We start from the raw sequence: 26,070 nt of genomic DNA on the forward strand, positions 1-26,070 counted from the left end.
GAAGCCGTCTCGCTCACGCGTCAGGCAGGACACCCCGGTGCGGCCTGCCCTCAACGCGCGCAATGTGCCGAGTCCAGAGCCTCTGTCCGCCAAGTACATCAACGACACACTCAAGGTGCTCCACAAGTTGCTGGCCTTGGCGCAAGAGCAGGGCGTCATCCCGCACGTCCCCCACGTCAAGGGTCTCAAGACGAAGAAGCCCTCTTTCGACTTCCTCAGCTTTGAGGAGGCGGAGCGCCTCATCGAAGCGTCCGAGCCCGAGTGGAGGACTCTGCTTCTCGTCACCATCAAGACAGGGCTTCGACATGGGGAGCTGATTGGGCTCCAGTGGAACGACCTGGACTTGAAGGGGAGCAAGCTGCATGTCCGTCGCACCATTTGGCGCGGCGTGACCGGCCTGCCGAAAGGGGGACGCGAACGAACCGTGGACCTCCCGGCATCGGCGGTCGAAGCCCTCAAGGGGCATCGGCATCTGCGCGGGCCCTACGTGTTCTGCCAGGACGATGGCCAGCCGCTCACATCCGGCAAGTTGGTCTGTCCACTCACACGCTCGCTCCGTCGGGCGGGCATCACTCGCGAGGCGGGAATCATCGGATGGCACGACTTGCGGCACACCTACGGAAGCCACCTTGCCATGCGTGGAGTCCCCTTGAAGGCCATCCAGGAGCTGATGGGACACGCCGACATCACGGAAACGATGCGCTACGCCCATCTATCGCCGGAGACACGAGCGAGCGCGGTGCAGCAGCTTGACCAGCCGAGCCCTCTGACTCTTGCCGTTTCGGGTATCGCCACCGAAGGGGCACATAGAGGGCACATGTCGAGTGGAGCAAGTCTCGGCAACGCATCAAGCCACTGAAATTACTGGAGGTTTGGGAAAGAGAGCCGTGAGTCCGTAGCTCACGCCTCCGCGCGTCTCGCCTGCCTCGTACTCCAGCACCGAGGCCCACTGGTCCCCATGGCGGTATGCACCTCGAAGTTGTCGGGCCACGGTGAATCGTCGCTCCAGCCGTGGGCCTGTGCGCTGGATGGAGCGCGTCTCCGGCATCTCCTTGAAGGCCACGTCCACCCGTGCCGCGCGCCACACGTCCGCGCACGCGAGGGAGCCAGGTGACTCCGACGCGCGAGTGCCTCCATCTGGCGTCGATTCCGCGGAGACGCCCGACACCGTGATTCCGTCGGCGGACGAGGGCACCGCGCGCCTGGAGTCACGCGAAGCCACGTCGGACGGAGCGAGGCCACCAGCAGGCGGCTCACGAACCCCGCCCACGGCTGAAGACGGTGGGGTTTCGGACCGCGCCGCGACAACAGAGCCTGCGTCCGTCCCGGGAGGCTCGGGGCGAAGCCAGCAGGCGCCGTGCATCAGCAAGAACCCCAGCGCACAGCTCCGCGCGCCCAGCCGGTGTGGTCCTTCCGACTTCGGCATCACGTGCTCCTCTGCAGGGCAAGTGCCCTCCGCCTCCGCCGACTTTCGCCCTTCTAATCAAGGGAGGCCAGCGATGCGGCGGCATGTCTGCTTCGCGGCTTTCGGTCACCGTGCGCCCCACCTACTCTCGCCCATCCGAGGAAGGACCCGCATGACGACACGCGACAACTCCAGTGCCCCTTCGACCATGGGGTGGCGGATGTCCCCGTGGACGTCTACGGAAAGCCGGGCCAGGGACCGGTGGTGATTGACGCGGGCTGGGGCACCCTGCTCCCAACGAACCTGACGCATCCTGACCGTCGAGGTCAGAGGCATTCCGCGTACAGCAGCGTTCCATCCGCCGACACGTGGAAGTCGCGTCCCTCCACGCGCCCCCGAGACAGGAGTCGCTCCCGCTTGCGTCGGACGTCGTCACGCCGTCGCACCAGCGAGGACTCTTCGTGCGGCACCCTCGGCTGGAAGCGCGCGGGGCCACCCTTGTCATCCGGCGCATAGCGGGTCAGCAGGGAGCGCTTCGAGCCTCGGCCCGCGCCGTCATCGGCGTCGCCGTCGTCGGAGAAGTCGAGCTCCAGCGAGCCCCACTCGCCCACATCGCAGTCGCAGGAGCCACAGCCCGGAAAGCCGCAGCCCAGGAAGCCATCGCGGCAGGAGACACACTCCGCCTTCGGTGACGAACCGCATGCCGCGCAGCCGTTGTCGCCAAATGAGTACGAGTGCCACCCCGAGTTGCTCACGCCCGCGAACTGGTAGCGGTAGTTCATCACGCTGTCGTGCACCACGCTGTACTGCCCCGGCACGTCATTGCCGTTGTGGTCCAGGTTCAGGTTGTGGCCCAGCTCGTGGATGAACGTGCCGCGCTGCTCCTGGATGCTCGGACTGCTGAAGCAGCCCATACTGATGATGAGGTCGTTGCCCAGCAGTTCGGCCTTTCCCGACGAGCAGCTCGTGAGGCTCGTGTGCCGGTTGGCCCACATCGCGTAGTGGAAGTACGGCCGGCGCTCGGGGTTCGCGGACGAGAACGCGCTCTGCTTCAGCGCGTAGAAGTCCACGCCGTTGGCGCAGCTCCCGTAGCAGACCACCTCATGCCATGGCAGCGCGCTGTCGATGAAGGCATGCAGCCGCACGCTCCCACCCGTCTCCTGGGCGAATACGGCCGCCGCGTCCGCCACCAGGCCGGCGTACGGCTGCCGCGTGAGGTACGGGTTCGTCGGGTGCTGCATCCAGTCGACCTCCACGTAGAGGTCCCTCGCCGTGGGGCTGCTCCACTCGGAGAAGGAGAAACCGTCATTGCCGAACACCTCCAGCGTGTCCGCTATCGAGTCCCCATCCGAGTCCTCGTTGTTCTGACTCAGTCCGATGAGCGGCTCGAGCGAGTCCGAGAGCCCATCCTCGTCACCGTCGTTGTCATCGAAGATGGTGGACCAGAGTTCCTCGTCGTGGACGAAGCTGGCCGTTCCGGCGCTGCCCGGGAAGCGCCCCACCACCACTCGCTGCGTGCCGACGTTCTGCGTGCTCGTCGCGGTGACGAGCGGGTAGTACTTCGGCCCGCTGTCGTCATCGTGCTGGAGGTACTCGGTATTGGAGCGCAGCAGGAAGAGCAGATGGTCTCCTCCTCCGGGGCTGGTGGCCGAGGCTCTGAAGGTGTCCTTCGCGTTCCACGCGAAGAGAAGCGGCACGCCTCCGAAGGGCTGCTGCGACAGGAGCAGCGTCCCGTTGCGATACAGGCTCGCCGTGCCACCGCGCCCATCCGCGTACGCTCGCACCCAGACGCGGTAGTAGCCGGAGTCCGGCGCGACGAAGGTCACACACGAGCGCGTGGCGCCCTGGCAGTCGTCGCCCACGGCGACCTGACTCCAGCCATTCCTGTCGCGCAACACGTGCAGCACCGTGTCCGGCGCGGAGCCCGTCAGGTCTCTCGTCTCGAAGGTGTACGTCTGTCCCGCGTCGAGCCAGGTGCTCAGCCAGATGAAGCTGCCCCAGTCCCGCGATGCCACGTAGTGCGGCCCCGCCCACGCCATCATCGGCGCCAGCAGCAACACCATGCGAAGCGCCCCCATGAACGACTTCATCGCTTCTGCTCCCCCTGGAAGAACCACTCCTTGAATGTCTCTTGCGCGCGGTCGCGCTCCCCGGGCGAGAGAGTTCTCCACTTCACCTGCTCCTCCGCGAGCGCGCGCTGGTAGCGAGCGTCCTCGTCCCGTGCACGGGCGTCTTCCGGAGGTGGGGCGGAGAGCTTCGCGACGAGATTGAGCGCGGCGAGATAGCGCTGCTCTTGTCGCCCCCGGGTCTCAGGGCTCGCATCCTGGAAGGCTCGCTCCATACGAGTCACGAGCGCGGCCAGGTCGTCGCTGGGCTCCTCGCGCAGCAGCGCTTCCTCATCTGGAGTCAGGGGAACCAGTGCGTCCTTCGCGAACCTCGTCAGCGAGGACGTCGCGGGGGTGGACCTCGCCACCTGCACCGTGAGGCCATCAGGTCCCTGGACCTGCTCGATGTGAAGTACAGGCTCCGGCGAGTCCTTGCGCGGGTCTCCAGGCCGAGCAACCTCGACTGGCTCCTGGTGCACCGTGGCCGGGTTCGCGGCGGCGTCCTCGCGTGACATGTGCCGAGGCACCAGCAGGGGGATTCCCGCCGCGAGCAGTACGACGCCCAACACCACGCTCCCGACTCCGACCTTGTCGCCTCGTGCGCGCATGCGGCCCCCACTCGCAGGCCACACGTCTAGCCGCAATTCGCGCCGGCATCAAACAGCCAGAGTCTCGGAAGGATTCAGCCCGAGACAGGCGTGGGGAGGACTCCCCTTGCCCACCAGCATCAAACAGCCGGAGTGCGGAGACATTCAGCCCGGGATAGGCGTGATGAGGACTCTCCTCGCCCACCAGCATCAAGCAGCCGGGGTGCGGAGACATTCAGCCCGAGACAATCTCGCGGAGGAGTGTCACTCGGTCGGAGATCGGGGCAGCACGACGGGTGTCATCGAACGGCCCGGTGCGCCTCCGGACGGCGTCAGCGGGAAGACCTCGACGGTGCTGCGTCGAACACGTCGTGCGCCAGGCTCAACTCAACGGGCCTCGGGCTGTGACGTCAGGAAGGGTGGCTCCACCACCGGATGAGCACCGGGATATGGGGTGAGCACCTCGCAGCCCTCGCGCGTCACCAGGATGGTGTGCTCGAACTGCGCGGAGAGGCTTCCGTCCTCCGTCACCACCGTCCAGCCGTCCGCGAGCATTCGAATCTCGGGGCGGCCCAGGTTCACCATCGGTTCGATGGTGAGCACCATGCCGGAGCGCAAGGTGATGCCCGTCCCCCGCGAGCCGAAATGCGGAACATGGGGCGGCGCGTGCATGGAGCGTCCGATGCCGTGTCCTCCGAACTCCCGCACGATGCTGCACCCTTCCTTCTCCGCCAGCTCCTGGATGGCCGCGCCGATGTCGCCCATCCGAGCACCGTGACGCACGACGGAGACACCCACGTCACGACACCGGCGCGCCACGTCCACCACATGCCGAGCGTCGGCGGAAACGTCACCGATGCAGAACGTGGCGGATGTGTCTCCGTGGTAGCCGTTCAGGCAGGTGGTGACGTCGACGTTGATGATGTCACCGGGGGCCAGTCTTTCGTCCGGGCGTGGGACGCCGTGACAGACGACGTTGTTCCGACTGGTGCAGACCGTCGCGGGGAAGCCGTGGTAGCCCAGTTGGCTGGGCGTGCCGCCTCGGCGGGCCGTGTCCTCGCGCACCCACTGGTTGATGTCCTCCGTGGAGATGCCCGGCGTCAGCTTCCCCGCGACCCAGGCGAGCGTGCCAGCAGCCGCCTCGCCCGCACGACGCAGACGCTCCACCTCGGTGCCCTTGAACAATGGTGTTCCCATGGGGAGCCAAGGTGTCCCTGGGGGGCGTCAGCGTCCAATGCTGTTTCGGTATCGCGCTCGAGGGCGGGGGTGCAGGACAGGGGCGCTCGCGGTAACCTGGGGCCGTGAGCATCACCCACCTCCAGTCCTTCGTCGCGGTGGCCGAGGAACGCCACGTGGGCCGCGCCGCGCGCCGGCTCCACCTCACCCAACCGCCGCTGAGCCGCCACATCCTCGCGCTCGAGGACGAACTCGGCACGCGCCTCTTCGAGCGCACTCGACAGGGCATGCGCTTGCTGCCAGCCGGAGAGGTCTTCCTGCACCACGCGCGCCGCATCCTCGCGGAGGTGGACACCGCGGTGCTCACCGTGCGCGGCCTCTCACCGCGCGACGCGGGCGGGTGAGGCAAAGCGCACGCCCGCTCGCTAGCCCGGAACCTCCACCGGGAACTCCAGGGCTTCTCCCCGGTGAGACAGGACCGCTGTGCGAATCAACTCGCGAAGCTGGCGCGCGCTGAGCGGCAGGTCGGCGAAGACTCGTGAGGGCGAGAAGTCTCCCAACGCCAGCCCTGGTCCCTGTTCCGGTCCCCAGATGCGCTCAGCCACGAGTTCGTAACGTGACCCGGCCAGCTCGAGGGAGACCGCGCAGTCCCTGTCATTGAGCCTCCGCGCGGCGAGCACTTTCATCACCCCGCCTTGCGGGTGTGAAGTCCGCTCCAACACGTCGTGACCACACATCCAGGCTGCCCCCGCGCTCGTTGCGAACTGGACGATACCATGCGGCCTCGATGAGCCTCATAACGCTCGGCGGGCGCCCGTGCCCGAGGTGGAGACATACTGCCGCGCCGAGAGCCCCCGGACCGAAAAGGAACCGCCAGACATGCCGCGCAGGTCGTCATGCATCCCGTCATCACCTCGTCGGCTCGTGGTTCCCTGGGTGCTGCTCTCGTCACTGGCCTGGGCTCAAACACCAGACACCGGAATAACGACGACGGAGTCCGGCGCGCGGAACACCGTCATTGGCACCTCCTCATCGCCTGAGTCGCGCACTCGCATCGCCGGCTCCGACGGCTCCTCCGTAGCTGTTCCGGAGCGGCCCGCCGCCAATGTACCCACGGCGCCTGAGACGACCCCTCGTATCGCTGTCGATGCGCCCGTGAAGCAGGTGGCGACCTCCCGCGCCTTCGCCGAGGCACCCTCACAGCACGAGGCGCCTGCTGCTCCCATCGCCGATGCGTCCACCGCGCCTGAGGTTCCATCAAGCACGACGCTGCCCACAACGACGCCGGAGACAAGCGCATCCTCGCGAACCGTCGTCACGGGCACGCGCCTTCCACGTCCCGTGCGGGATGTGCCCGCCACCACCGTGGTGCTGCCTCGCGAGGAAATCGACCGCAGTCCCTCGCTGACGCAGGACACCCTCGTCCGCTCCCTGCCCTCGGTCGCCACCTTCCGCCGCACGCCGAGCCTCGTCTCCGACCCGACCGCCCAGGGCCTCAACCTGCGCGGCCTCGCTCCCTCCGGCGTCGCGCGCACCCTCGTCCTGCTGGACGGCGTCCCCGTCAATGACCCGCTCGGGGGCTGGGTCTTCTGGCGCTCGCTCCCGCGCCTCGGACTGGACCGCATCGAGGTCGTCCCCGGTGGCGGCTCCGCCCTCTATGGCAGCTCCGCGCTCGGCGGCGTCGTGCAGCTCATCTCCCGCCCCATCACCGGCCCGGCGCTCGACGCGGACCTCTCCGCCGGCAACCGCGACACGGGCCTCCTCGCCGCGCGCGGTGCACACCGCTGGGGCTCCATCGCCGCCGCCGTCGAAACCGAGCTGCTCACCAGCAGCGGCTATCGCATCGTCACCCCGGGCCAACGCGGCGCCATCGACAGCGACACGCCCAGCAACCATGTCGTCCTCAACGGCCGCGTCGAAGCTCGACCTTCCGATGCGCTGACGCTGTCCGCCCGCGCCAACCTCTTCCGCGAGAACCAGAACGGAGGCACCCGCTTCACCACCGCTCGCGTGGAGCTGGCGCACTTCGGCGCGGGCGCGCGATTTCAAACCGACACACTGGGCACCTTCTCCCTGGACCTCTACGGCCGTGCCCTTCGCTTTGAACAGAACCGCGCACGCGTCGCCCAGGACCGCGCCGCTGAGTCCCTCGCCGCGTCCCAGGACGTGCCTGCTGATGACCAGGGTGCCTCACTCGTGTGGACCGCGCCGAGCTGGACGGCGGGTGGCACCCATCAGCTCTCGGCGGGCCTCGACGCTCGGCGGCTGTCGGGCACATCCCGCGAGCAACTCTTCCCACCCACGCAGACTCCCGACACCGTCCTCACCCGTGAAGCCGGCGGCACGCAGTGGACAGGTGGCGTGTTCCTCCAGGACCTCTACGCCATCACTTCCGCATTGGAGCTGTCGGCCGCGCTCCGCTTCGACGTCTGGCGCAACACGCAAGGGCTCCAACGCGTCGAGCGAGCCAGCGGCGCGGTGGACACCACTCCTTTCGAGGACCGAACCGAGCACCAGCTCAGTCCACGCCTGGGCGTGCGCCTGCGCCCCTGGGACGCCGTCACGCTGCGTGCCTCCGGGTATCGAGCCTTCCGCGCACCGACGCTCAACGAGCTCTATCGCCCCTTCCAGGTCGGCACCGTGTTCACCGCCGCGAACGCGAACCTCGGCGCGGAGCGCCTGTGGGGCGCGGAGGCTGGCGTGGAAGTCGAGCCCCTGCGCACCCTCACCGCCCGCGTCACCGGCTTCTGGAATGTGCTCGAGGACCCCATCACCAACGTCACCCTTCCCGACGGTATGGGCCGCGAGCGGCAGAATCTGGGTCGCGCCCGCGTGCGCGGCGTGGAGGCCAGCATCGACTGGCGACTGTCACGCCAGTGGACGACGCTCCTCGGGTACACCTTCGTGGACCCCACCGTGACGGATGCGCCTGGCCAGCCGGCGCTCGTGGGCCGACAGCTCGCGCAGGACCCCAGGCATCGAGCCGCCGCCAGCCTCACCTTCGAGGACCCGTCCCTCGTCACCGCCACCGTGCAGCTCCGAGTCACCGGGCCTCAATACGAGGATGACCTCAATGAGCGCGGCATGGGTGGCGCGCTCGTCGTGGATGCGGCCGTCAGCCGGCGGCTCTTCTGGAAGGTGGACCTCTTCGCCGCGGTGGAGAACCTCTTCGACCGCGAATACCTCGCGGGCCGCGCGGGCGTGGACACGTTGGGCCCGCCCCTGCTCGCGCGCGTGGGCCTGCGACTTCGTGACGCGCCCTGAGCCTCCATGGCAGTCGCACGGCATCCCCGGTCGTTCCGTAACGAATCTCCGCTACTTCAGGACGTTCTATCTCGCGTACGCAGACCGCTCCCCTGAGATTCGCCACATCGAAAGTGGCGAATCTTCAAGGACTCCCTCGGATGCATCAACTGGCCCCAAGCGTGAGGCCCACCACAACGAACGGGATGTGACCCAGGACCGAGTCGAGCACCTCGGATGGCAGATTCACACGCACCTCTTCGCGCGCCTGCGCAAGAGCCGCGACAAGCAAGGCGTCATGGACCTCGCGGACCAGGGACAGGTGCTCGAGAGAGCGTAAATGCTCGCCGTGCCCCGTACTGGTCTGGAGGTGACTCAACCGGGAGAGCCGGCCGGCGCGGACGTCAGTCGTCGAGGTGGAGCATCAGGTGCCCTTCGAGATACGTGACGGCCTTGCCGGCCAACAGCACACGGTCGTTCTGTTGCCGGCAATGCAGCGTGCCGATTCGCGGCGACAACTGCATCGCGACCATCGATTCCTTGCCCAGCTTTTCAGCCCAGTAGGGCACGAGCGAACAATGCGCGGAGCCGGTGACAGGGTCTTCGAAGATGGTGGCCTGAGGCGTGAAGTATCGCGACACGAAATCGACCGCGCGCCCCTTGGCGGTTGCAACAACGCCGCCCGGGTCGAGGTTGATGCGGTCGAGCATGTTCCGGTCGGGAGTGAGGCTCCTGATGATGTCTTCGTCCTCGAACACCAGCACGTAGTCTCGGGACTTCAGGACTTCGATCGGCTTGAGATTGAATGCCTCCAGGATGATCGTCGGCGCCTGCGCGGGCTCTGGCTTGCGCGACGGGAAATCCAGGGTGATTGACTCCGCGTCGATGCGGACGAACAACTCGCCGCTGTTCGAATGGAACCGGATCGATTCGACGGACGGGTCGAGATGCCGCGCGATCACATGCGCGGCGGCCAGCGTGGCGTGCCCGCACAAGTCCATCTCGATTTCGGGCGTGAACCAGCGGATCTCGTAGTCCCGCCCCCGTGGGACGAAGAAGGCGGTTTCGGCGACCGCGTTCTCCATCGCAATCTTCTGCATCACCGTGTCGGGCAGCCATTTCGCCAGCGGGCAGACCGCGGCTGGGTTGCCGCCAAACACCCTGTCGGTGAAGGCATCAATCTGGAATATCGGCAGTCTCATGGGGTGTCCGGGTGGCGGCATTCGGGGGAACTCCAGCATGACTACCGGCCAGCGTCGCGGAGGCAAGCCCTTCGCACCGCTCACGGACACTGGCGCGAATAGCCGATACGCCGGAGCATTCGCATCGGCTCCTGGGCTTCGACCAGCTCCGTGTACATCCCATGCGCGCGGCCCTGTGCATCCACCTCCAGGGCCCAGTCATAGAAGGGGAAATCGAGGAGGCTGGACTCCAGGTCGATGACCGTCTTCGGCACCCAATCCCCCTGCGCGTCGTTCCGGTACTCCAACCGCTTCCCGAGATTGCGCAGCACATGAATCACCCCCGAGGCGGAGAACCTCAGCTCACCAGAAGACGACTCGAAGGGAAGGATGCTCGTCGACCACTCGCCTGGAGCACTCCGGCTGCTCAGCGACAAGACGCCCGCCTTCGCCCAAAGGATGTGTGGCACCCCCGCTGGGGACACCGCGATGACCGGATTCGCACCCGCCGCGGCCACCTGCTCCCTCACCCACGTCCCCGAGGCGTTCGTCGCGTAGAAGATGCCAGCGCGTCCAAGCACGGCGTCGTACTCATACGTCACATGGGCTTTGCCCTGGCCATCCGCGCGCAGCGACACGCGCGTGGAGAGCGACCCAAGCTCGATGCCCGTATCGATGACAGACAAATCACCAATACGCCCCTGCACATGGTTGAGCCGGTGCTTCACCGCATCCACCAGGCTGATGGCATGCAGCCTTCCCTGCGCATCCAGGTCATAGGCCCGCACCAGTCCACTCATCAGCCGAGCGTGCTCCCAGCGTCCCCCTGTGTGATGGAGGAAATCGGTGGGGACCACCTGCGCCAGGTCATCGGACCGCGGGCTGATGGCCAGGTGGACCTCACCCGCCGCATCCACGCGGATGCCACCCAACCACCACTGCCCTCCCGCGAAACCCGTCTCGGCGAAGACGCGCCAGGGCTTCGTCGTCACCACTCGCAGGACCGCGTCGGTGTACTCGACGAAGTACGCCTCGCCGTCCGCATCCAGCCCGAACTGCGGATACCCCCTGTCTGCTCCCAGCGGCAGCACCGTGCGCGACTGCCAGCCGTCCTCGCAGTCGCTCCACGCCGTCATCCGCGCATCCACACCGCCATCTCCCAGCGGCCGGACGGGGACATTCGGCCCAGCGTCAGTCCCCGCGTCCTCGGAAAGCGGAATCCCACCATCCGTCCCACCGTCTGGCCCCGCGTCCGGCGAACCCGACTCCCCTCCATCCGGCCCCTCCTTCCCACCGAGTTCCTCCCCTCCGTCCGGTGAATCGCTCCCCGAGTCAGGGGGAGGCTCCACCATGGGCACCAGCGAGATGGGCTCACACGCACACACCAACGCCACCGCGGCGAGCAGGACGAGGCGCAGGAAGGGAAGGACCAGACAGTCCACGTCAGGGCTCTGGGGTGTGCGGGGACAGCCGGTGAAACAGACCCGGCCGAAGGCATACGAAATGAGCGGAATTCTCGGGCAATTTCGCCCGGAAATTCAGCTCACTCCACCGAACGCAAGGACCGCACGGGGCGCACCGGGCCGTTGAACCAGCGGCTCAGCTCCACCAGGTCGTCCATCCGCCGCGCGTCCGGCAGGCTGGCCAGGAAGACCTGTCCATACGCCTTGGTGAGGATGCGCCGGTCCAACATCGCGACGATGCCCTTGTCGGACTGGGTGCGAATCAGGCGCCCGAAGCCCTGACGCAGCGCCAGCGCCGCCTGGGGGAGCTGGTACTGCTCGAAGGGCTCCTCGCCCCGCGTCTGGAGCTGCTTGATTCGCGCGGCCACCAGCGGGTCACCCGGAGAGGCGAACGGGAGCCGGTCGATGATGACCAGGCTGAGCGCGTCCCCCGGCACGTCCACGCCCTCCCAGAAGCTGTGCGCCGCGAAGAGCACGCTCGGCGTGTCGCGGAACGCCTCCAGCAACTGCGCCTTGGGCCGCTCCCCCTGGAGCAGCGCCTGATACGGCAGCCGTCCCGCCGCCAGCTCGTACGCGCGCACCATGTTGCGCAGCGACGTGAAGAGCACGAAGGCACGGCCCCCCGTCACCTGGCAGAGCTGGACGATTTCCTCCGCAGCCGCCTCGATGAAGCCAGGGGCGCTCGGGTCCGGCAGGTGCGTGGGCAGATACAGCGCGGCCTGGCGCGGGTAGTCGAACGGGCTGGGCACCGCCAGCGTGCGCACGCGCGTCACCGTCTGGCCATCCTCGCCATACAGCCCCATGCGCCGGGCGAAGAAGTCGAAGCGGCTCTCCGCCGCCAGCGTGGCGGACGTGTACACCACCGTGTCGAGCGCGCCGTACATCCGCTCGCGCAGCTCCTTCGCGACGTCGATGGGACTGGCGCGCAGGAACAGCCCCTTGCCGCGCTGCTCCGCCCAGTACACGTGGTCCGACGACTCGGCCTTCTCCAGGAAGGAGAGCTGCTCCTCCAGTTCGTCCGCGCGGCGCGTAATCGCGGCCAGCTCCGGTTCGCGCTCGCCCGCACTGAAGGCGGACAACGCGGCCAGGCCCTCGCGCACACCGCCCAGCGCGCTGGACAACTTGCCCATCGCCTCCGGCTGAATCGAGACGGAGGCCTCGTGGCCCGACAACCCCAGCGCCCGGGGGGCCTGCGCGAAGAAGGCGTCCGCGCCGGTGCGCAGCCGCGCCGCCAGCGCGCGCAGCATCGCGTGCCGCGAGTCGTCTTCCTTCAACGACGCCACCGCGTCGCGCGCCAGCTCTTCCATCCGGTAGTTGGAGACCCCCACGCCGAAGTGGCCGCTCGCCGCGTCCTCCAGCGCATGCGCCTCGTCGAAGACGACGGCCTCGTAGTACGGCAGCACGCCCTCGGTGCGCTTGCCGGAGCTGCGCAGCGACAGGTCCGCGAAGAAGAGGTGGTGGTTGACCACCAGCAGGTCCGCGCTCTCCGCGCGCTTGCGCATGCGCGTGACGAAGCACGGCTCGTACAGCGGGCAGCGCGTGCCCACGCACGTCTCGGACGTGGTGGACAGCCGAGCCCACGCGCTGAACGACTCAGGCAGGTCCAGCTCGCTGCGGTCCCCGGTCTGCGTGTCCTCCGCCCACGCCTTGAGCTTGGGCCAGTACCGCGCCTCGTCGCGAGAGCCGAACTGCGGCTCCTTGGCGAAGGCCCCGTAGCGATGCAGGCACAGGTAGTTGTTGCGACCCTTGAGGTAGGCGGCCTCGAAGGTGAGCCCCATCTTCTCGCGCAGGAGCGGCAGGTCCTTGAAGAAGATCTGGTCCTGCAGCGTCTTCGTCGCCGTGGACACCACGACGCGGCGGCCCGACAGCAGCGCGGGCACCAGGTAGGCGAGCGTCTTGCCCGTGCCCGTGCCCGCCTCCGCCAAGAGGTAGCTGCGCTCCGCGAAGGCCCGCTCCACGGCGCGCGCCATCTGGAGCTGCTCCGGCCGGTGCTCGTACGCGGGCAGGGCCACCTGGAGCGCGCCCCCCGGACCGAGCAGGCTGTCGACGGTGAGTGACGGAGAGACGGGAAGCGTCATCGGGAGTGGCGAGCCTCGCGGGAGCGGCCCGACACGATAGCAGCCAGCCGCGCCCCAGGCCCGTTTCCATCCACCATCCATGCCCCGCGCCCGCATGGCCGGCCGCCCCGCGGGGGAGTCGCCGCCCGCCGCGTCAGGGCAGGTCGCTGAAGAAGAGCAGCCGCACGCGCTGGATGATGAACGTGAAGAGCACCAGCACCACCAGCGAGAGCGCCGCGATGGCCGCCGCCCGCAGCCGCCGCTTGCCTGGCGACACCTCCGAGGACTCCACCTCCGTGGGCACCACCAGGGTGGCCCGCCGCACCACTTCCTCCCGTGCCCGGTGCGCCACGGCGTCGTCCGGCGCCCGCGCCAGCCGCACCCGGTACAGGCGGCCCGCCGAGGCCAGCTCCCCGCGACCCATGGCCAGGGTCAGCAGCCTGTCGTGCGCCTCCCACTCCTCCCAGTGCTCCGCCAGCGAGCGCCACGCCCCCATCAGGTCGTCCGAGGGCTTGTGCTCCTCCGCCATGAAGTTGGCGTACACCAGCCCGCACTGCGCGCAGGATGTGTCCACCTCCCGCCGCGGCGACACGCACTTGGGACAGTGTCCCGGCGGAGGCGTGAAGAGCGCCTCGTCGTCCAGCGTCACCGGCACCGCCGAGCCCCGCACCACCCGCAGGGCCGGCGTGCTGGCGCGCGCGGGCAGCGGCGGCACCGACGCCGTCGCGTCCTCCACCGAGGACTGCGTCGAGCCGGAGCCCTCGCCCGACAGCGCCGGGGACACCGAGAGCGGCAGCGACGCACGCGCGCGGCTCTCCGCGCCACACCGCTGGCACGACACCACCAGCCCGCCCCCCTCCATCCGGAAGGACTCCAGGGGGATGAGCCGCTCACAGGCTTCACACTGGAACTTCATGACACCACCTGACGCAGCGGCACGGGCATCGCGCAGCCGATGAGGGCCAAGAGGCACAGCGCGCAGATGAGCTTGCGCGTGGGACTGAGGGGCTCCAGCGGCGCCACGACGTCAGGGTGCCCGAAGCCCACCACCTTGCTCGTCACCAGGAGCCACAGGCCCCAGGACGCGGTGACGAAGAGCGTGAGGAACAAGAGCAGCGCGGCCATGGCCCGCCCGACCCAGTGCGCGTGACGGCCCAGCAGCGCGAAGGCCAGGTGCCCGCCGTCCAGCTGTCCCATGGGCATCAGGTTGAGCAGCGTGACGAGCAGGCCGAACCAGCCCGCGATGACCACCGGATGTACCAGCACGTCCTTTCCCTCCGGCAAGGGCCCCAGCGCCAACCACGTCAGCCCCCGCATCAGCAGGCTGTCACCAAACAGGGTCTGCACGCCATGAAACGTCTCTTCCGGCGCGGCGGGCGCGTGCGTCAGCTTCGCCATCACCCAGGTGAACAAGTCCTTGCCGTACGCCCACAGCGACATCTCGCCGGGGAACTGCGAGGGCACGTGGGGCGCGTCCACCACCGTGGAGTGCGCAAGCCCCCAGTAGAGGATGGGCAGCGCCACCACCAGGCCCGCCAGCGGTCCCGCCGCGCCAATATCCACCAGCGCGTTGCGGTGCGGGATTCGGTCCCGGATGCGGATGACGGCGCCCAGCGTGCCCACGCCCAGCACGGGCAACGGGATGAAGTACGGCAGCGACGTGTCCACGCGGTGGATGCGCGCGAGCACGTAGTGGCCCATCTCGTGAGTGCCCAGGATGGCCAGCAGCGACAGGCTGAACGACAGCGCGCGCATCGCCGCTTCCCTGGAGACCTCGTCCGGCGAGTACGGCCGCTGGAAGTGGAAGTACAGCAGGTACGAGGTGAAGGTCGTCACCACCGTCAGCAGCAGCAGCAGCAGGTGAATCCAGTACCGGGGCGCGGGACGTGCGGCGGGGACGATGTCCATTCGGAAGCCTCGGGGTTTGGGGCTAGCAAGGCGAGATGTGCATTGCAACGCGAGCGCGCTCACCCAACGGGCGTACAGTGTGTCCGGACGGACCTTGACATGGAGTCGACATCTGGTACGTACCCCGGCGCTTGAGGTCCCATTCAAACGGACGAGCGTTCCCTTCACGGGAGTGCTCGACCACCGTCCAAGCAACACTCAACGAGGGGAAAACCATGAAGAAGCTCATCCTGTCCGCCGTTGCCGCGTCCAGCCTCATCGGCTGCACCAGCGTCGAGAGCGCTGTTGTCTCCGGCACCGAAATCGCGGCGAACGGTGAGGCCGTGGCCGTCATCCAGACCAACGCGCTGGGCCTGACCGCCATCTTCCACATCATCGACATCGTCCAGAGCGACCTGGACACCGTGGTGAACAAGCTCCTGATCGCCGAGGCGAAGGCGATGGGCGCGTCCAAGGTCGACCTGAAGTCGGCGTCCACCACCCCCCGTCACGGCATCTACGCCCTGTTCGGCACCATCATCGGCATCACCTCCTCCACGGCCACCGGCGTGGCGGTGAAGTAGTCAGGCCGCCGGCCCTCACGGCGGCACCTTTCGGGAGGCCCCCTGGCGACAGGCGGGCCTCCTTGCTTTTCAGCCCCCCTCCTGCCTCACTTTCTCATTCCATGCGCCTGCGCCTCTTCGTGCCCTGTGTCCTCCTCGCCCTCGCGGGCTGCCCACGAAAGACGGACGACACCGCGGCGCTGGCCGCACAGGTGAAACAGCGGCTGGCGGAGCGGGACACCAAGCTCGGCGGGTATCACATCGCCGGCACGGTGAAGGACGAGGGCCAGGACGAGGTGCCCTTCTCGTTCGACTACCGCGCGCCTCAGCGCATGCGCGGCACGCTGGGCACGCCCGCCACGCGCATCTTCTCGTGGGACGGCACCCACCTCTTCGAGCAGTTGGACGGCGAGAAGCGCTTCACCACGTTCAAGTCGGAGCTGCCTCCCGCGAAGCTCGCGGGCTTCCTCACGGAGACCTTCGGCGTCTTCACGCCCGAGGGCTTCCGCGCGCCGCTCGTGTCCCACGGCGCCACCCTGCGCCGCGTGAAACATCCCCGCGCGCCAGAAGCCGTGGAGCTGGCGGTGACGCTGGGGGGCGAGGCCCAGGGCCTGGAGCTGGTGTACGTGCTGCGCTGGCCGGGGCTCGACTTCCTGGACAAGCGCTCGCGCGCGCCGGACGGCACGCAGGCGGAGGTCCGCATGGAGGAGGAGCACTGCGACGCGGCCCTGGCACTGTGCGTCCCCCGGCGCCTCACCCGGTGGCTGGGGGGGCGGAAGGTCGGGGAGACGGTGCTCTCGCGTGTGGAGCTGAACAGCCCGCCGCCCAATGACACCTTCACCCTCACGGCACCAGAGGGCTACGATGTGAAGACACGAACACTGGTGGAGGCGACCCCAGAGAACCCGCCCACGGGCGGTTGACCGCCACCTGGGGCGTCCCCACTTTGGCCCGGGAGGCGCGCGATGGTGGAGAACGTCATCTTCGACGTCGATGGAACGCTGGTGGACTCGGTGGACGAGCACGCCGAGGCGTGGCGACGTGCGTTCCTGCACTTCGGCAGGGATGTCCCGTTCGCCCATGTGCGCAGTCAGATTGGCAAGGGAGCCGACCAGCTCATCCCCGTCTTCTTCAACGACGACGAGCTGGAGCGCTTCGGCAAGGAGCTGGAGGAGTACCGCTCCGCGCTGTTCCTGCGGGAGTTCCTGCCCAAGGTGAGGCCCCTGCCTCGCGTGAGGGAGCTGTTCCAGCGGCTGCGTCAGCACGGCCGACGCCTGGCCCTGGCCTCCAGCGCGAAGGACGAGGAGCTCCAGTACTACGTGCGGCTGTGCGGCATCGAAGGCCTGTACGAGACCCAGGCGAGCAAGGACGAGGTGGACAAGAGCAAGCCTCACCCGGACATCTTCGAGAGCGCGCTCGCCAGGCTGGGCCGCCCCGCGCCGGACGTCACGGTGGTGGTGGGCGACACGCCCTATGACGCGCTCGCCGCCGGCAAGCTGGGCATGTCCACCGTGGGCGTGCTGGCCGGAGGCTTCTCTCCGGAGGACCTGCGTTCCGCGGGCTGCCGCATCCTGGTGAAGGACCCCTCGGAGCTGCTGCGGCTGGCCGAGGACTCCTCGGTCGACTGGCCGTGGAATGGACCCGGCGCCACGCCGCCGGCCTCCAAGGACGAAGAGCCTCGCTGAAGCAGCGCGTTCGCGCCCCACCTCGAGCACACCGAGGATGGGGCGCGAGCCGCGCGCGACTACCTGCGCGAGCCGCCCCGGCCGCGTGAGCCGCGCGTTCCGGTGGTGCCGCGACGGGAAATACCTCGGGTGCTCTTGCGAGCCGTGCCGCGCTTGGAGCGCGTGCTCGTGGAAGTCTTGCGAGCCGTGGCCCGGCGTCCGGCGACGCGACGCGCGGTGGACTTGCTCCCGGAGCGCGTGGCGCGCACGGGCTTGCGCGTCCTCGAAGCAGCCGCCTTGCGAGCCGACGCGGACCGCTGCGCGGCGGTGCGCTTGCGCGCGGCCTTCTTCGCGGCGGCGCGCACCTTGGGGCGGCGCCGGGCCATCTTGGCCTTGCTGCCGGAGCCACCCTTCATCCCACCGCCGGTGGCCTTGTTCACCGTGGCCCAGGCCCGAGCCGCCGCCGTCTTGTCCGACGTGCCGCGGGCCTCGTAACCCTTCTCGATTTTCTCGGCCATCCGCTTCTGTTTCGCCGTGTACTTCGCCTTGCTTCCTCGTGCCATGCATCGCCCTCCAGGCCTTGCGCTTCACCGGCGCGGAGCCGGCCGCGCCTGAAAGGTGTGCAGCCACCCTGGCACATGGAAGGGGCGCGACGGCCACCTCTGTCCCTCCGCAACTTCTTCCGACGCACCGGGTTTCAGCAAAGCGAGGCCGGACACCGCCGCACTTCGAACCTGGAGCCATCCCCATGAAACGAGTCACCGCTCACCGTCGCATCCTCGCCGCCGCGCTGTGTTTCACCCTGCCCTTCGGGCTCACCGCCTGCGGCGATGACGTACCAGACGAGACCACGCGGTACGTGGGCGAGGCCGCGTCGTATCTCACCGCGGCCGAGGAAGACGGCGCGCTGGGCGCGGACGCGGTGGCGGACACGGACGCGACGCAGCAGGGGGCCATGGCCGATGAGGACGTGAGTGGCCTGGAGACAGAGCCCACCGACGACGGGCAGGCGTGCGACTTCAGCGAGCACCGGCGGACGGTGCTGGCGAAGTACGACGACGACGGGGATGGCGCGCTGAACGCGCGGGAGCTGCGCGAGCTGAAGGCGGACGTGGGTGAGCGGCGCGACACCTTGCGCCCCCGGCTGGCGCAGCTGGGCCGACGCGCGCGGCACTGGGCCTTCTGGCGCGTGCGCTGGGCCTTCGACGAGAACGGCGACGGCGCGCTGTCCGCCGAGGAGCGCACCGCGCTGGTGGACGCCATGGAGGCGCGCTGCCAGCGCCTGCGCACCGAGCGCCTGGAGCAGCACGACACCAACGGGGACGGGACGCTGGACGAGGCGGAGCGGCAGGCGGCACGGGAGGCTCGGCGCGCCCGCTGGGAGGCCCGGCGCCAGGAGCGGCTGGGCACGTACGACGCGAATGACAACGGTGTGCTCGATGCGGGTGAGCGTGTCGCGCTGAGGCGGGACCGGGTGGAGGCCGCCCAGGAGCGCCGGGCGACACTGCTGGCCACGTACGACACCAACGGTGACGGCCGCCTGAGCACGGAGGAGGCCCTCCCGCTGCGTCAGGACATCCAGCGCCGCATCATCGAAGGACGCGACGCGGAGGGCTGAACCTCTGCACGAGACAACCCAATTCCGAGGCAGGAGCGCCCTGACCCGCGACTTTCCTGGGAGTCTTGGACCTCCGCCGTCCCGCCCTCGTTGAGGAGCCGAGCAGCGGGCGACTCGGCTCCCCCACTCTTCTACGGTGGGGGCTGAAGCGGCTTCACGAGCCCGGCCCGCGCCAGCAGCTCCCGCACGCGCCTCGACAGCGCCACGTGCTCCGGGTTGGCCACCGTGAAGCGTTCCGGCGTCAGAACGATGAGCGTACCCTTGTCCTCGACCGGCTCAACGCGCACGGGAGCGGGAAGCGGGGGCACCGTGCCCCAATGACGGGCGAGGTACGTCACCCAGCCCACCCAAATGTCGGCTTTGCCTTCTTCATCGTCCATATCCCGGTGCGCACGAGACATGACCACCGCCCAGTCAGGCTCCCAGGCCACCGCCATGCCGCGCACCACTTCGGTCAGCACGGATGCCGCGAGGATTCGCTCCGCGTTCTTCCCCGGGTAGGGAAGTGACAGTAAGCATGCATTGTCGGTGCTGCATCCGACGTAGCCCCCGCACTGCATTCTCACTGAGACAAAGTTTGAGCCGGCGCCGTCGTTGTATGCCGAGACGGTCCAACCCAACTCTTCAATGGGGGGCCCGCCGGAATCTCGGTTGACGCCGCGCCGGAACGCCTCCGTCAAGGTGGGGAGGTCAGGGGGCATGAGGGGGACTTTCCGTCCCTTTCGCGGCTTGGGAAGCTTGTTCCAGTTCGCCAGCAGGGGGTCACACGTGGCCAGCATGTTGAGGAAGGTCCCTGCTCGTCGGGCGCACTCCTCTGGGGATTCCCGTCTCGGCCCCCAGTGGGCACCAGCGTAGTAGCTCTCAGGGTAGGCCCTGGGCGCGGATGGAACGGTCATGATTCGCTCTTCTGAGGGTACCAGGGGACGTGCCAGGGTGTGGATGGCGGTGATCTCCTTGTAGCCATCGAACTTCACGCCACCGCTGTTCCTGCCCACGCCACCCACCCAGGAGGCGTCATCGTAGGAGTGTCCTGAAATCTGTTCCTGGTACGCCCGAGCACGAGGGGACGCGCCCTTGCTCGCGCGGGGCCATACAGGGGCAACGGCCGTGGGGTGAAAGGCCCGCGACCGCTGAGGATTGCGAACCCTTTCAAGTGGACGCGGAGGGCTGAACCCTCGCCTCCCAGCTCGCCCCCCCGCGTCCCCGGGGATGTCGCATGACCGCTGTCTTTCGGTCCTCTTCCCCTAGAGACCGCTGGCCCCTTCGGCTCCGCGTGCACACCTTTTCCGGCACGCAGCAAGGAGGAGGTCCCCCTGGAACCCGCGCTCATCGAGCCTCCACGCCGGCTGGCCCCGGACGACGGGCCGGCGGCCCTGGTGGTCAACACGCAGTCCCGCTCGGGCAGGGAGGCCTATTCGCTCGCCCGGGATGCCCTCGCCTCGCGGGGCGTCATCCTGACGGAGAGCCACGCGCTGTCGAAAAGCGGACGGCTGCGCCGCGTGCTGGAGCAGATGCTGGCGCGTGGCACGCGCCGCATCCTCGTCGGGGGCGGAGACGGAACGCTGAGCGGCGCGGTGGCACATCTGCTGGGGCGCGACGTGACGCTGGGCGTGCTGCCGCTGGGCACCGGCAACGACTTCGCTCGCTCCCTGGGCATCCCTCCCGACGTGGAGTCCGCGTGTGACGTCATCGCGAAGGGCTATGCGGCGCGCGTGGACGTGGGGCTCGCCAACGGACGCCCCTTCCTCAACGCGGCGAGCCTGGGCCTGGCCGCCGCGATTGCCCGGCGACTGACGAAGCGCCTGAAGCAGCGCGCGGGCAAGCTGGCCTATCCGGTGGCCGCCGCCGCCGAGGCGAAGGACCTGCGGCCCTTCCGCATCCGCATCAAGGCGGATGAACAGGAACTGGAACTGGATGTGCTCCAGCTCGTGGTGGGCAATGGGCGCTACCACGGCGCGGGCAACATGGTGGCGCCCGATGCGCGCCTGGATGACCGACGGCTGCATGTCTACGCCGTCGCCGCGCCCTCCTCGACCTCCGGCCGGGACGGCACGGGCCTGGGCCAGCTCCAGGACCTGGCCACGCTCGCGCGCGTAGCGTTGTCGGTGCGCTCCGGGGAGCACGGGGAGAACCCCGCCGTCACCTCGCTGCTCGCCGTGCGGCTGTATGTGGAGGCCACGCCTCCGCAGGAAGTGAACGCGGACGGAGAGCTCGTCGGCATGACGCCCATGCGCTTCGAGGTGGCCCCCGCGGCCCTGCGCGTCTACGCGCCCGCGCCCTCCTGAATTCCGAAATGACCCAGGCTGTCCTAGGCTGGCGTCCTCCCGAGGACGAGCCATGCGCCTGCGGTCCCAACGTCCCATCTTCTTCGCCGCCCTCCTCGCCATCGGCGCGGTGCTGTTGCTCTGGTTCCGCGTGCCGAGGCCCGGCACGCCCTCCGACCCGACGCCCTCCGCGCCTCGCGAGACGCAAGCCTCCTCCAGCGGCGCTGGCGTCACCGCCCGCGCCGAGTCCGTGTCCGCCGCGGTTCGCGACGAGCCCGCGGCCCCCGACGAAGGCGCCTTCGTGGTGCGCGTGGTGGGCGTTTCCGGCCCGGTGGCGGGCGCGAACGTGCGGGCCTGGCGCAAGCAGTCGAAGGACCTCGTCGATGCGGCGGCGTCCTCCTGGCGGCTCGCGGCCGAGGGCACCACGGGCGAGGACGGCACGCTGCGCCTGCCCACCCGGCCGGGCGACTACCTGCTGTCCGCGCACGCCGAGGGCCATGCTCCCGCGCGGCGCGAGGCGACGCGTCCCGCGGGTGAAGCGGAGACATCCGTCGAGCTGACGCTGAGCGCGGGCGTGACACTCCAGGGTCGCACGGTGGCGGAGAACGGCGGTGAGCCGGTGCCGCTGGCGGAGGTAACACTGCATCCGTACCCGGGGGCCGCCATCGCCTGGGCGGAGCCCGCGGCGATTGCCGAGGAAGCCGTGACGGCGACGAGTGACGAGCGCGGCCAGTTCCAGTTCACCGGACTGGCTCCAGGCCGCTATGGCCTCACGGCCGAGGCGCCGGGCTTCAGCCGCCGCACGCTGCGCTTCCTCCACGTGCCCCAGCAGGGAGAGCTGGTGGTGGGGTTGTGGGGCGCGGGCACGCTGGAGGGCTTCGTGGTGGACGGGAAGGGCCAGCCCGTCACCGGCGCGCAGGTGACGGCCTCGGGAGGAAGAGCGCCCGTGAGCACCACTTCGAGCGAAGGCGGCGGCTTCGCGCTCGAGGTCGGCGGTGGCGACTGGGTGCTGTCCGCGCGACATGGCGACGCGGTGGGCCGCGTGCCCGGCACGCTGTTCGTGGCGCCGGGCGAGACGCTGCGCGGCCTCACCGTGGCGCTGGGCTCGACGAGCGGACTGACCGGGCAGGTGAGGTCTACCGGCGATGAGGCTCCGGTGCGCGGCGCGGTGCTGGTGGTCAGCCCCACGGGAGCCGACGGTGAGCTGGCGCGCACCACGTCCGGAGGCGAGGGCATCTACCGGCTGGGCCTGCCTCCCGGTGAGTACGACGTGCAGGTCCACGCTCCGGGCTTCGCCAGCGCCACGCATGACGGCGTGGTGGTGTCCGAGGGTGCCCACGCGACGCTCGACGTGAAGCTGGAGCCGGCCACCGCCGAGGTCGAGGGCGTGGTGGTCAACCCCCAGGGTCAACCGGTGGCGGGCGCGGAGGTGCGAGCCCAGCCGCCGCGCAACGGCGGGGGCGCGGCGGCCACCACTCGCACGGACTCACAGGGTGCGTACACGCTCAGCGGGCTGGTGCCCGGCCGAATGTCGGTGCGCGCGCGGCGCGATGGCTCGCAGGGCTGGACCAGCCGCATGGAGACCTTGAAGGCCGGCACGCGCACGCGCGTGGACCTGACGCTGACCGACTCCGGCATGGTCCAGGGAATGGTGACGCAGTCCTCGGGCAAGCCCCTGTCCGAGCCCGCGGTGGTGCGCGCGGTGCCCCGCGGCGCGCCCGGCGGCACCTCCGACCTGGCATGGGCGGAGACGGACGCGGCGGGGCTGTACCAGTTGGAGCTGCCGGCGGGCGTGTACCAGCTCACCGCCGTGCTGCCCCGCGCGCGATTCATCTACTTCCAGGATGACGACCCCAGCGTGACGGTGCAGGCGGGGAGCGCCGTGCAGCAGGACCTGGTGCTGGTGGAGGAGCGCGGCATCTCCGGCACGGTGCGCGAGCCCTCAGGAGCGCCCAGTCCCTTCGCCGTCGTGGCCGCGGTGCAGGGGGGAGACATGCCCTTCACCATGCGCGTGCAGGCGGACGAGAACGGAACGTTCGCCATTCCCACGCGGCCGTCGGGTGCGCCTCCGCTGCAGGAGCTGGCGGCCCACAACGGTGGGCGCGTGGTGAGGGTGCCCTCGGTGCGCGAGGGCCAGGGGTTGATGGACCTGCGCCTGAAGCCCGCGGCCCACCTGCGCGGACGGGTGGTGGCGCGCGGTGGAGCGGTGCCCGCGGGCTTCACGTTGAGGCTGACGGAGGACAACGGCGAGGAGCTTCCCTGGGAGCCCCTGGCGCCGTCCACGCGGCGCTTCAGCGGAGACACCTTCGAGATGAGGGATGCGCCCGGGCAGGTGGTGAAGGTGCATGTCCAGACGCAGGACGGGCGCACCGGTTCGGCGAGGGTGGCACTGGAGCCGGGCGGCAGCGCGAACGTGGAGGTGTCGCTCACGACGGGAGGCGCGGCCTCCATCATCGGGCGCGCGGTGTGGAGTCGGGGTGGTGGTCCAGCCGCGGGTGTGGCGGTGTTCCTGGACCGCGCGGTGACGGCCAGGCCCGACACCGTCACCGGAGTGGACGGCCGCTTCCATCTGGACGAGGTCCGACCCGGTCCGCACACCGTGAGGCTGATGCCGCCCGAGGGGCGCGTGGAGACGCACTCCGTGAAGGTGACGGAGGCGGAGACCTCGGACCTGGGCGACGTGACGGTGTCCCCGCGCCGCGCGACGCCAGGCACCGTGGGCGCGGGGTTCAGCGAGGAGCGCGGTCAGGTGGCCGTGGCGTGGCTGACGCCGGATGGGCCCGCCGCGCGCGCGGGTGTGGCGGTGGGTGACCGGTTGCTCGCGGTGGACGGGCTCGTCGTGCGCGACAGGTCGGAAGCGGAGGCGCGCACCCGAGGCGCTCCCGGTACACCCGTGCGCCTCCAGGTGCGGCGCGAAGGCGGAGAGCGCGAGCTGCAGGCCACTCGCGCGGAGTGAAGAGGGCCGCAGCTTCGCTCGCACGCGCGGGGGGCCTCCCCTCCGCGCGATGTGGTGCCGGCTACACCTTCTCCAGCACGCGCGACAGCACCTGCGCGGTGAAGTTCACCAGCGGAATCACGCGGCGGTAGTCCATCCGCGTGGGGCCGATGACGCCCACCGTGCCGAGCACCTGCTCCTGGTTGCCGTAGGGGCTGGCGATGACAGACACATCGCCCGCGGCGGAGAAGTCGCTCTCCGCGCCGATGAAGATCTGCATCTCGTTGGCGCGCTGCACCTGGTCCAGCAGCGACAGCAGACGGTGCTTCTCGTCCAGCGTCTTGAAGAGCGCGCGCATGCGCTCCACGTCCGCGAACTCCGGCTGCTCCAGGAACGAGTTGGTGCCCTGGATGAGCACGCGCTCCGTCGTCGGCAGGTCCGTGGCCGCGGCCCCCAGCTTGAGCGCCTTGGCCGTCATTGCGTTGTAGAGCGCCTGCTCCTGGTCCATCTCCGAGCGGATGCGCTCACGCGCCTCCTCCAGCGGAACCTCGTGCAGGAGCTCCGACAGGTAGTTGCTCGCCCGCATCAGCTCGTCCGAGGTGATGGGGAAGTCGACGGTGATGGCCTTGTTGTGCACCTGCCCGCTCTGCCCCACCAGGATGGCGAGCACCCGGTCCTCGCGCAGACGGACGAACTCGATGCGACGGAACACCGCGGACTCGGGCCGAGGCGTCACGACGACGCCCGCGTGCCGCGTCAGCGAATGCAGGAGGCGACTGGCATCCCCCAACACCTCTTCCAGATTCGCGTCGTGGAAGAGGCCCGCGTGGATGAGCTCCCTGTCTCGCGGCGTGGGGTCCTTCAGCTTGACCAGCGTGTCCACGTAGAAGCGATAACCCGCGTCAGTGGGCACCCGGCCCGCGGAGGTGTGCGGCTTCTCCAGGAACCCCAGCTCCTCCAGATCCGCCAGCACGTTGCGCATCGTGGCCGAGGAGACCTCGAACCCAGGCCGGCGAGCGAGCTGCTGGCTCCCTACCGGCCCGCCCGTGGAGATGTACTCCTGCACCACGGCCCGGAGGACTTCCTTCTCGCGTTCACCCAGCTCTTCGGACATCCAGGGGCTCTCACTCTGAAGCATGCGGCCAGCCACCGCGCCGCGAGCGCTCCACGAGACCCAAGTGTAAGAAAGCCTGTCCGTGGGTTCAATCCACGTCGGAAGGAGACATGCGGCCGAAGGGTGGTCCCCGCCCTCGCACCACCCACCAGGGAGCCAGGCAGGCGCCGCCGCATCCAACCTGGCGCGCACTCGCACTGTACCGCCCGACGACTCCACCGACTGTGGGGTACGGCAATGCGCACATGGCCCGTGGGGAGGTCGGACGCTACAAGCCGCGCCACCGTGTCCGCCTCGTCCGCCGCCTCGTCCCTGTCCACGCCTTCCACTCCCGCCCTCTCCCCCGTCGCGTCCCCTGTCGCTGGTGACGCGCTCCAGTCGGGTGCCTCGCGCGGCCGCATCCTGCTGTGCCTCGTGACGCTGTACCTCGTTTGGGGCTCCACCTATCTGGCCATCCGCTGGGTACTCCAGGGTGGCATGACGCCATTCCTCGCATCAGGAACGCGCTTCCTGCTGGCGGGAGCGCTGTTGTTCGGCGCGATGTGGCTCAAGGGCTCGCCGGTGCCGACCGCGCGACAGTGGGGCTCCAGCGCGGTGGTGGGACTGCTGCTCTTGGGTGTGGGCAACGGCGGGCTCGTGTTCGCGCAGCAGTGGGTGCCCTCCGGCGTGGCGGCGCTGGTGGTGGGCAGCCTGCCCATGTGGTCGGCGCTGTTCGGTGGACTGTTCGGCCAGTGGCCCGGAAAGCTGGAGCGCTGGGGGCTGGCGGTGGGGTTTGGCGGCATCGTCCTGCTGAACCTCGGGGGCGAGC

The 26,070-nt window shown here is 69.3% G+C and carries 24 protein-coding genes; 11 read left to right on the forward strand and 13 right to left on the reverse strand.

What is annotated here, in order from left to right:
- Positions 1 to 859 (forward strand): tyrosine-type recombinase/integrase (locus tag FJV41_RS31385; RefSeq protein ID WP_141646273.1); only part of this gene is annotated, 859 nt, incomplete at its 5' end.
- Here the strand turns inward: FJV41_RS31385 and FJV41_RS53990 are convergent.
- The 4 genes from FJV41_RS53990 to map all read right to left on the reverse strand — a co-directional run bounded on the left by FJV41_RS53990 (position 848) and on the right by map (position 5,294).
- On the reverse strand, positions 848 to 1,426 hold the full coding sequence (locus FJV41_RS53990; protein WP_246137546.1) for a hypothetical protein: 579 nt from the start codon (positions 1,424 to 1,426) through the stop codon (positions 848 to 850). The genes FJV41_RS31385 and FJV41_RS53990 overlap by 12 nt on opposite strands.
- A gap of 305 nt (positions 1,427 to 1,731) precedes the next feature.
- On the reverse strand, positions 1,732 to 3,495 hold the full coding sequence (locus FJV41_RS31395) for a zinc metalloprotease (protein ID WP_141646274.1): 1,764 nt from the start codon (positions 3,493 to 3,495) through the stop codon (positions 1,732 to 1,734).
- Positions 3,492 to 4,118: a hypothetical protein gene (locus tag FJV41_RS31400; RefSeq protein WP_141646275.1), complete on the reverse strand. Its 627-nt coding sequence runs from the start codon at positions 4,116 to 4,118 to the stop codon at positions 3,492 to 3,494. The genes FJV41_RS31395 and FJV41_RS31400 overlap by 4 nt, the downstream gene beginning before the upstream one ends.
- A gap of 366 nt (positions 4,119 to 4,484) precedes the next feature.
- Complete coding sequence (map, locus tag FJV41_RS31405) at positions 4,485 to 5,294, reverse strand: type I methionyl aminopeptidase (RefSeq protein WP_141646276.1); 810 nt, start codon at positions 5,292 to 5,294, stop codon at positions 4,485 to 4,487.
- Between the two features lie 104 nt (positions 5,295 to 5,398).
- Here map and FJV41_RS31410 point away from each other — a divergent pair, with 104 nt between their 5' ends.
- Entirely contained in the window at positions 5,399 to 5,677 is a 279-nt protein-coding gene (locus FJV41_RS31410) for a LysR family transcriptional regulator (protein ID WP_141646277.1), read from the forward strand.
- A 21-nt stretch (positions 5,678 to 5,698) separates the two neighbouring features.
- Here FJV41_RS31410 and FJV41_RS31415 read toward each other — a convergent pair whose 3' ends face one another.
- Complete coding sequence (locus FJV41_RS31415; RefSeq protein ID WP_141646278.1) at positions 5,699 to 5,959, reverse strand: hypothetical protein; 261 nt, start codon at positions 5,957 to 5,959, stop codon at positions 5,699 to 5,701.
- A 469-nt stretch (positions 5,960 to 6,428) separates the two neighbouring features.
- Between FJV41_RS31415 and FJV41_RS31420 the strand changes: the two genes are divergently transcribed.
- Together FJV41_RS31420 and FJV41_RS54685 are read left to right on the forward strand one after the other, a co-directional pair.
- Positions 6,429 to 8,537: a TonB-dependent receptor gene (locus tag FJV41_RS31420; RefSeq protein ID WP_438616765.1), complete on the forward strand. Its 2,109-nt coding sequence runs from the start codon at positions 6,429 to 6,431 to the stop codon at positions 8,535 to 8,537.
- 187 nt (positions 8,538 to 8,724) lie between these two features.
- The gene (locus FJV41_RS54685) at positions 8,725 to 8,856 is read left to right on the forward strand and encodes a hypothetical protein (RefSeq protein WP_281291512.1); all 132 of its coding nucleotides are present in this window, start codon (positions 8,725 to 8,727) and stop codon (positions 8,854 to 8,856) included.
- Between the two features lie 64 nt (positions 8,857 to 8,920).
- Here the strand turns inward: FJV41_RS54685 and FJV41_RS31425 are convergent, their stop codons facing one another.
- From FJV41_RS31425 to FJV41_RS31445, 5 genes are all read right to left on the reverse strand, one after another.
- Complete coding sequence (locus FJV41_RS31425) at positions 8,921 to 9,718, reverse strand: PhzF family phenazine biosynthesis protein (protein WP_141646279.1); 798 nt, start codon at positions 9,716 to 9,718, stop codon at positions 8,921 to 8,923.
- An 80-nt stretch (positions 9,719 to 9,798) separates the two neighbouring features.
- Positions 9,799 to 11,139, reverse strand: a complete 1,341-nt coding sequence (locus tag FJV41_RS31430; protein WP_141646280.1) for a hypothetical protein — start codon at positions 11,137 to 11,139, stop codon at positions 9,799 to 9,801.
- Between the two features lie 101 nt (positions 11,140 to 11,240).
- On the reverse strand, positions 11,241 to 13,238 hold the full coding sequence (gene yoaA, locus FJV41_RS31435; RefSeq protein ID WP_141646281.1) for a DNA repair helicase YoaA: 1,998 nt from the start codon (positions 13,236 to 13,238) through the stop codon (positions 11,241 to 11,243).
- Between the two features lie 133 nt (positions 13,239 to 13,371).
- A complete protein-coding gene (locus tag FJV41_RS31440) occupies positions 13,372 to 14,133 on the reverse strand; it encodes a hypothetical protein (protein ID WP_141646282.1) in 762 nt (253 codons plus the stop codon).
- Positions 14,130 to 15,125, reverse strand: a complete 996-nt coding sequence (locus tag FJV41_RS31445; RefSeq protein ID WP_141646283.1) for a site-2 protease family protein — start codon at positions 15,123 to 15,125, stop codon at positions 14,130 to 14,132. Before FJV41_RS31445 ends, FJV41_RS31440 begins: the two co-directional genes overlap by 4 nt.
- Before the next feature lie 215 nt (positions 15,126 to 15,340).
- Between FJV41_RS31445 and FJV41_RS31450 the strand changes: the two genes are divergently transcribed.
- From FJV41_RS31450 to FJV41_RS31460, 3 genes are all read left to right on the forward strand, one after another.
- Positions 15,341 to 15,688: a hypothetical protein gene (locus tag FJV41_RS31450; protein WP_141646284.1), complete on the forward strand. Its 348-nt coding sequence runs from the start codon at positions 15,341 to 15,343 to the stop codon at positions 15,686 to 15,688.
- A gap of 101 nt (positions 15,689 to 15,789) precedes the next feature.
- Positions 15,790 to 16,590: a hypothetical protein gene (locus FJV41_RS31455; RefSeq protein WP_141646285.1), complete on the forward strand. Its 801-nt coding sequence runs from the start codon at positions 15,790 to 15,792 to the stop codon at positions 16,588 to 16,590.
- Between the two features lie 42 nt (positions 16,591 to 16,632).
- Positions 16,633 to 17,352: an HAD family hydrolase gene (locus FJV41_RS31460; protein ID WP_141646286.1), complete on the forward strand. Its 720-nt coding sequence runs from the start codon at positions 16,633 to 16,635 to the stop codon at positions 17,350 to 17,352.
- A 59-nt stretch (positions 17,353 to 17,411) separates the two neighbouring features.
- Here FJV41_RS31460 and FJV41_RS31465 read toward each other — a convergent pair whose 3' ends face one another.
- On the reverse strand, positions 17,412 to 17,894 hold the full coding sequence (locus tag FJV41_RS31465; protein ID WP_141646287.1) for a transcriptional regulator: 483 nt from the start codon (positions 17,892 to 17,894) through the stop codon (positions 17,412 to 17,414).
- Between the two features lie 185 nt (positions 17,895 to 18,079).
- On the opposite strand from FJV41_RS31465, the gene FJV41_RS31470 reads away from it, so the two are divergent.
- Positions 18,080 to 18,949, forward strand: coding sequence for a CREC-EF hand family protein (locus FJV41_RS31470; protein WP_141646288.1), 870 nt, complete (start codon positions 18,080 to 18,082; stop codon positions 18,947 to 18,949).
- 131 nt (positions 18,950 to 19,080) lie between these two features.
- Here the strand turns inward: FJV41_RS31470 and FJV41_RS55005 are convergent, their stop codons facing one another.
- Positions 19,081 to 19,845 (reverse strand): immunity 52 family protein, encoded by a 765-nt coding sequence (locus FJV41_RS55005; protein WP_141646293.1) that lies wholly within the window; start codon positions 19,843 to 19,845, stop codon positions 19,081 to 19,083.
- 477 nt (positions 19,846 to 20,322) lie between these two features.
- Between FJV41_RS55005 and FJV41_RS31480 the strand changes: the two genes are divergently transcribed.
- Positions 20,323 to 21,234 carry a lipid kinase gene (locus FJV41_RS31480; protein ID WP_246137550.1) on the forward strand — a complete coding sequence of 304 codons (912 nt, stop codon included), beginning with the start codon at positions 20,323 to 20,325 and terminating at the stop codon, positions 21,232 to 21,234.
- A 52-nt stretch (positions 21,235 to 21,286) separates the two neighbouring features.
- Positions 21,287 to 24,169 carry a carboxypeptidase regulatory-like domain-containing protein gene (locus FJV41_RS31485; protein WP_141646290.1) on the forward strand — a complete coding sequence of 961 codons (2,883 nt, stop codon included), beginning with the start codon at positions 21,287 to 21,289 and terminating at the stop codon, positions 24,167 to 24,169.
- Between the two features lie 61 nt (positions 24,170 to 24,230).
- Here the strand turns inward: FJV41_RS31485 and hrcA are convergent, their stop codons facing one another.
- Positions 24,231 to 25,262, reverse strand: a complete 1,032-nt coding sequence (gene hrcA, locus FJV41_RS31490; protein WP_141646294.1) for a heat-inducible transcriptional repressor HrcA — start codon at positions 25,260 to 25,262, stop codon at positions 24,231 to 24,233.
- A gap of 285 nt (positions 25,263 to 25,547) precedes the next feature.
- Between hrcA and FJV41_RS31495 the strand changes: the two genes are divergently transcribed.
- The coding region (locus FJV41_RS31495) for an EamA family transporter (RefSeq protein WP_246137548.1) at positions 25,548 to 26,070 on the forward strand (523 nt) is incomplete at its 3' end.

Origin of the sequence: Myxococcus llanfairpwllgwyngyllgogerychwyrndrobwllllantysiliogogogochensis (assembly GCF_006636215.1) — a bacterium.
GTDB classification, from domain to species: Bacteria; Myxococcota; Myxococcia; order Myxococcales; family Myxococcaceae; genus Myxococcus; species Myxococcus llanfairpwllgwyngyllgogerychwyrndrobwllllantysiliogogogochensis.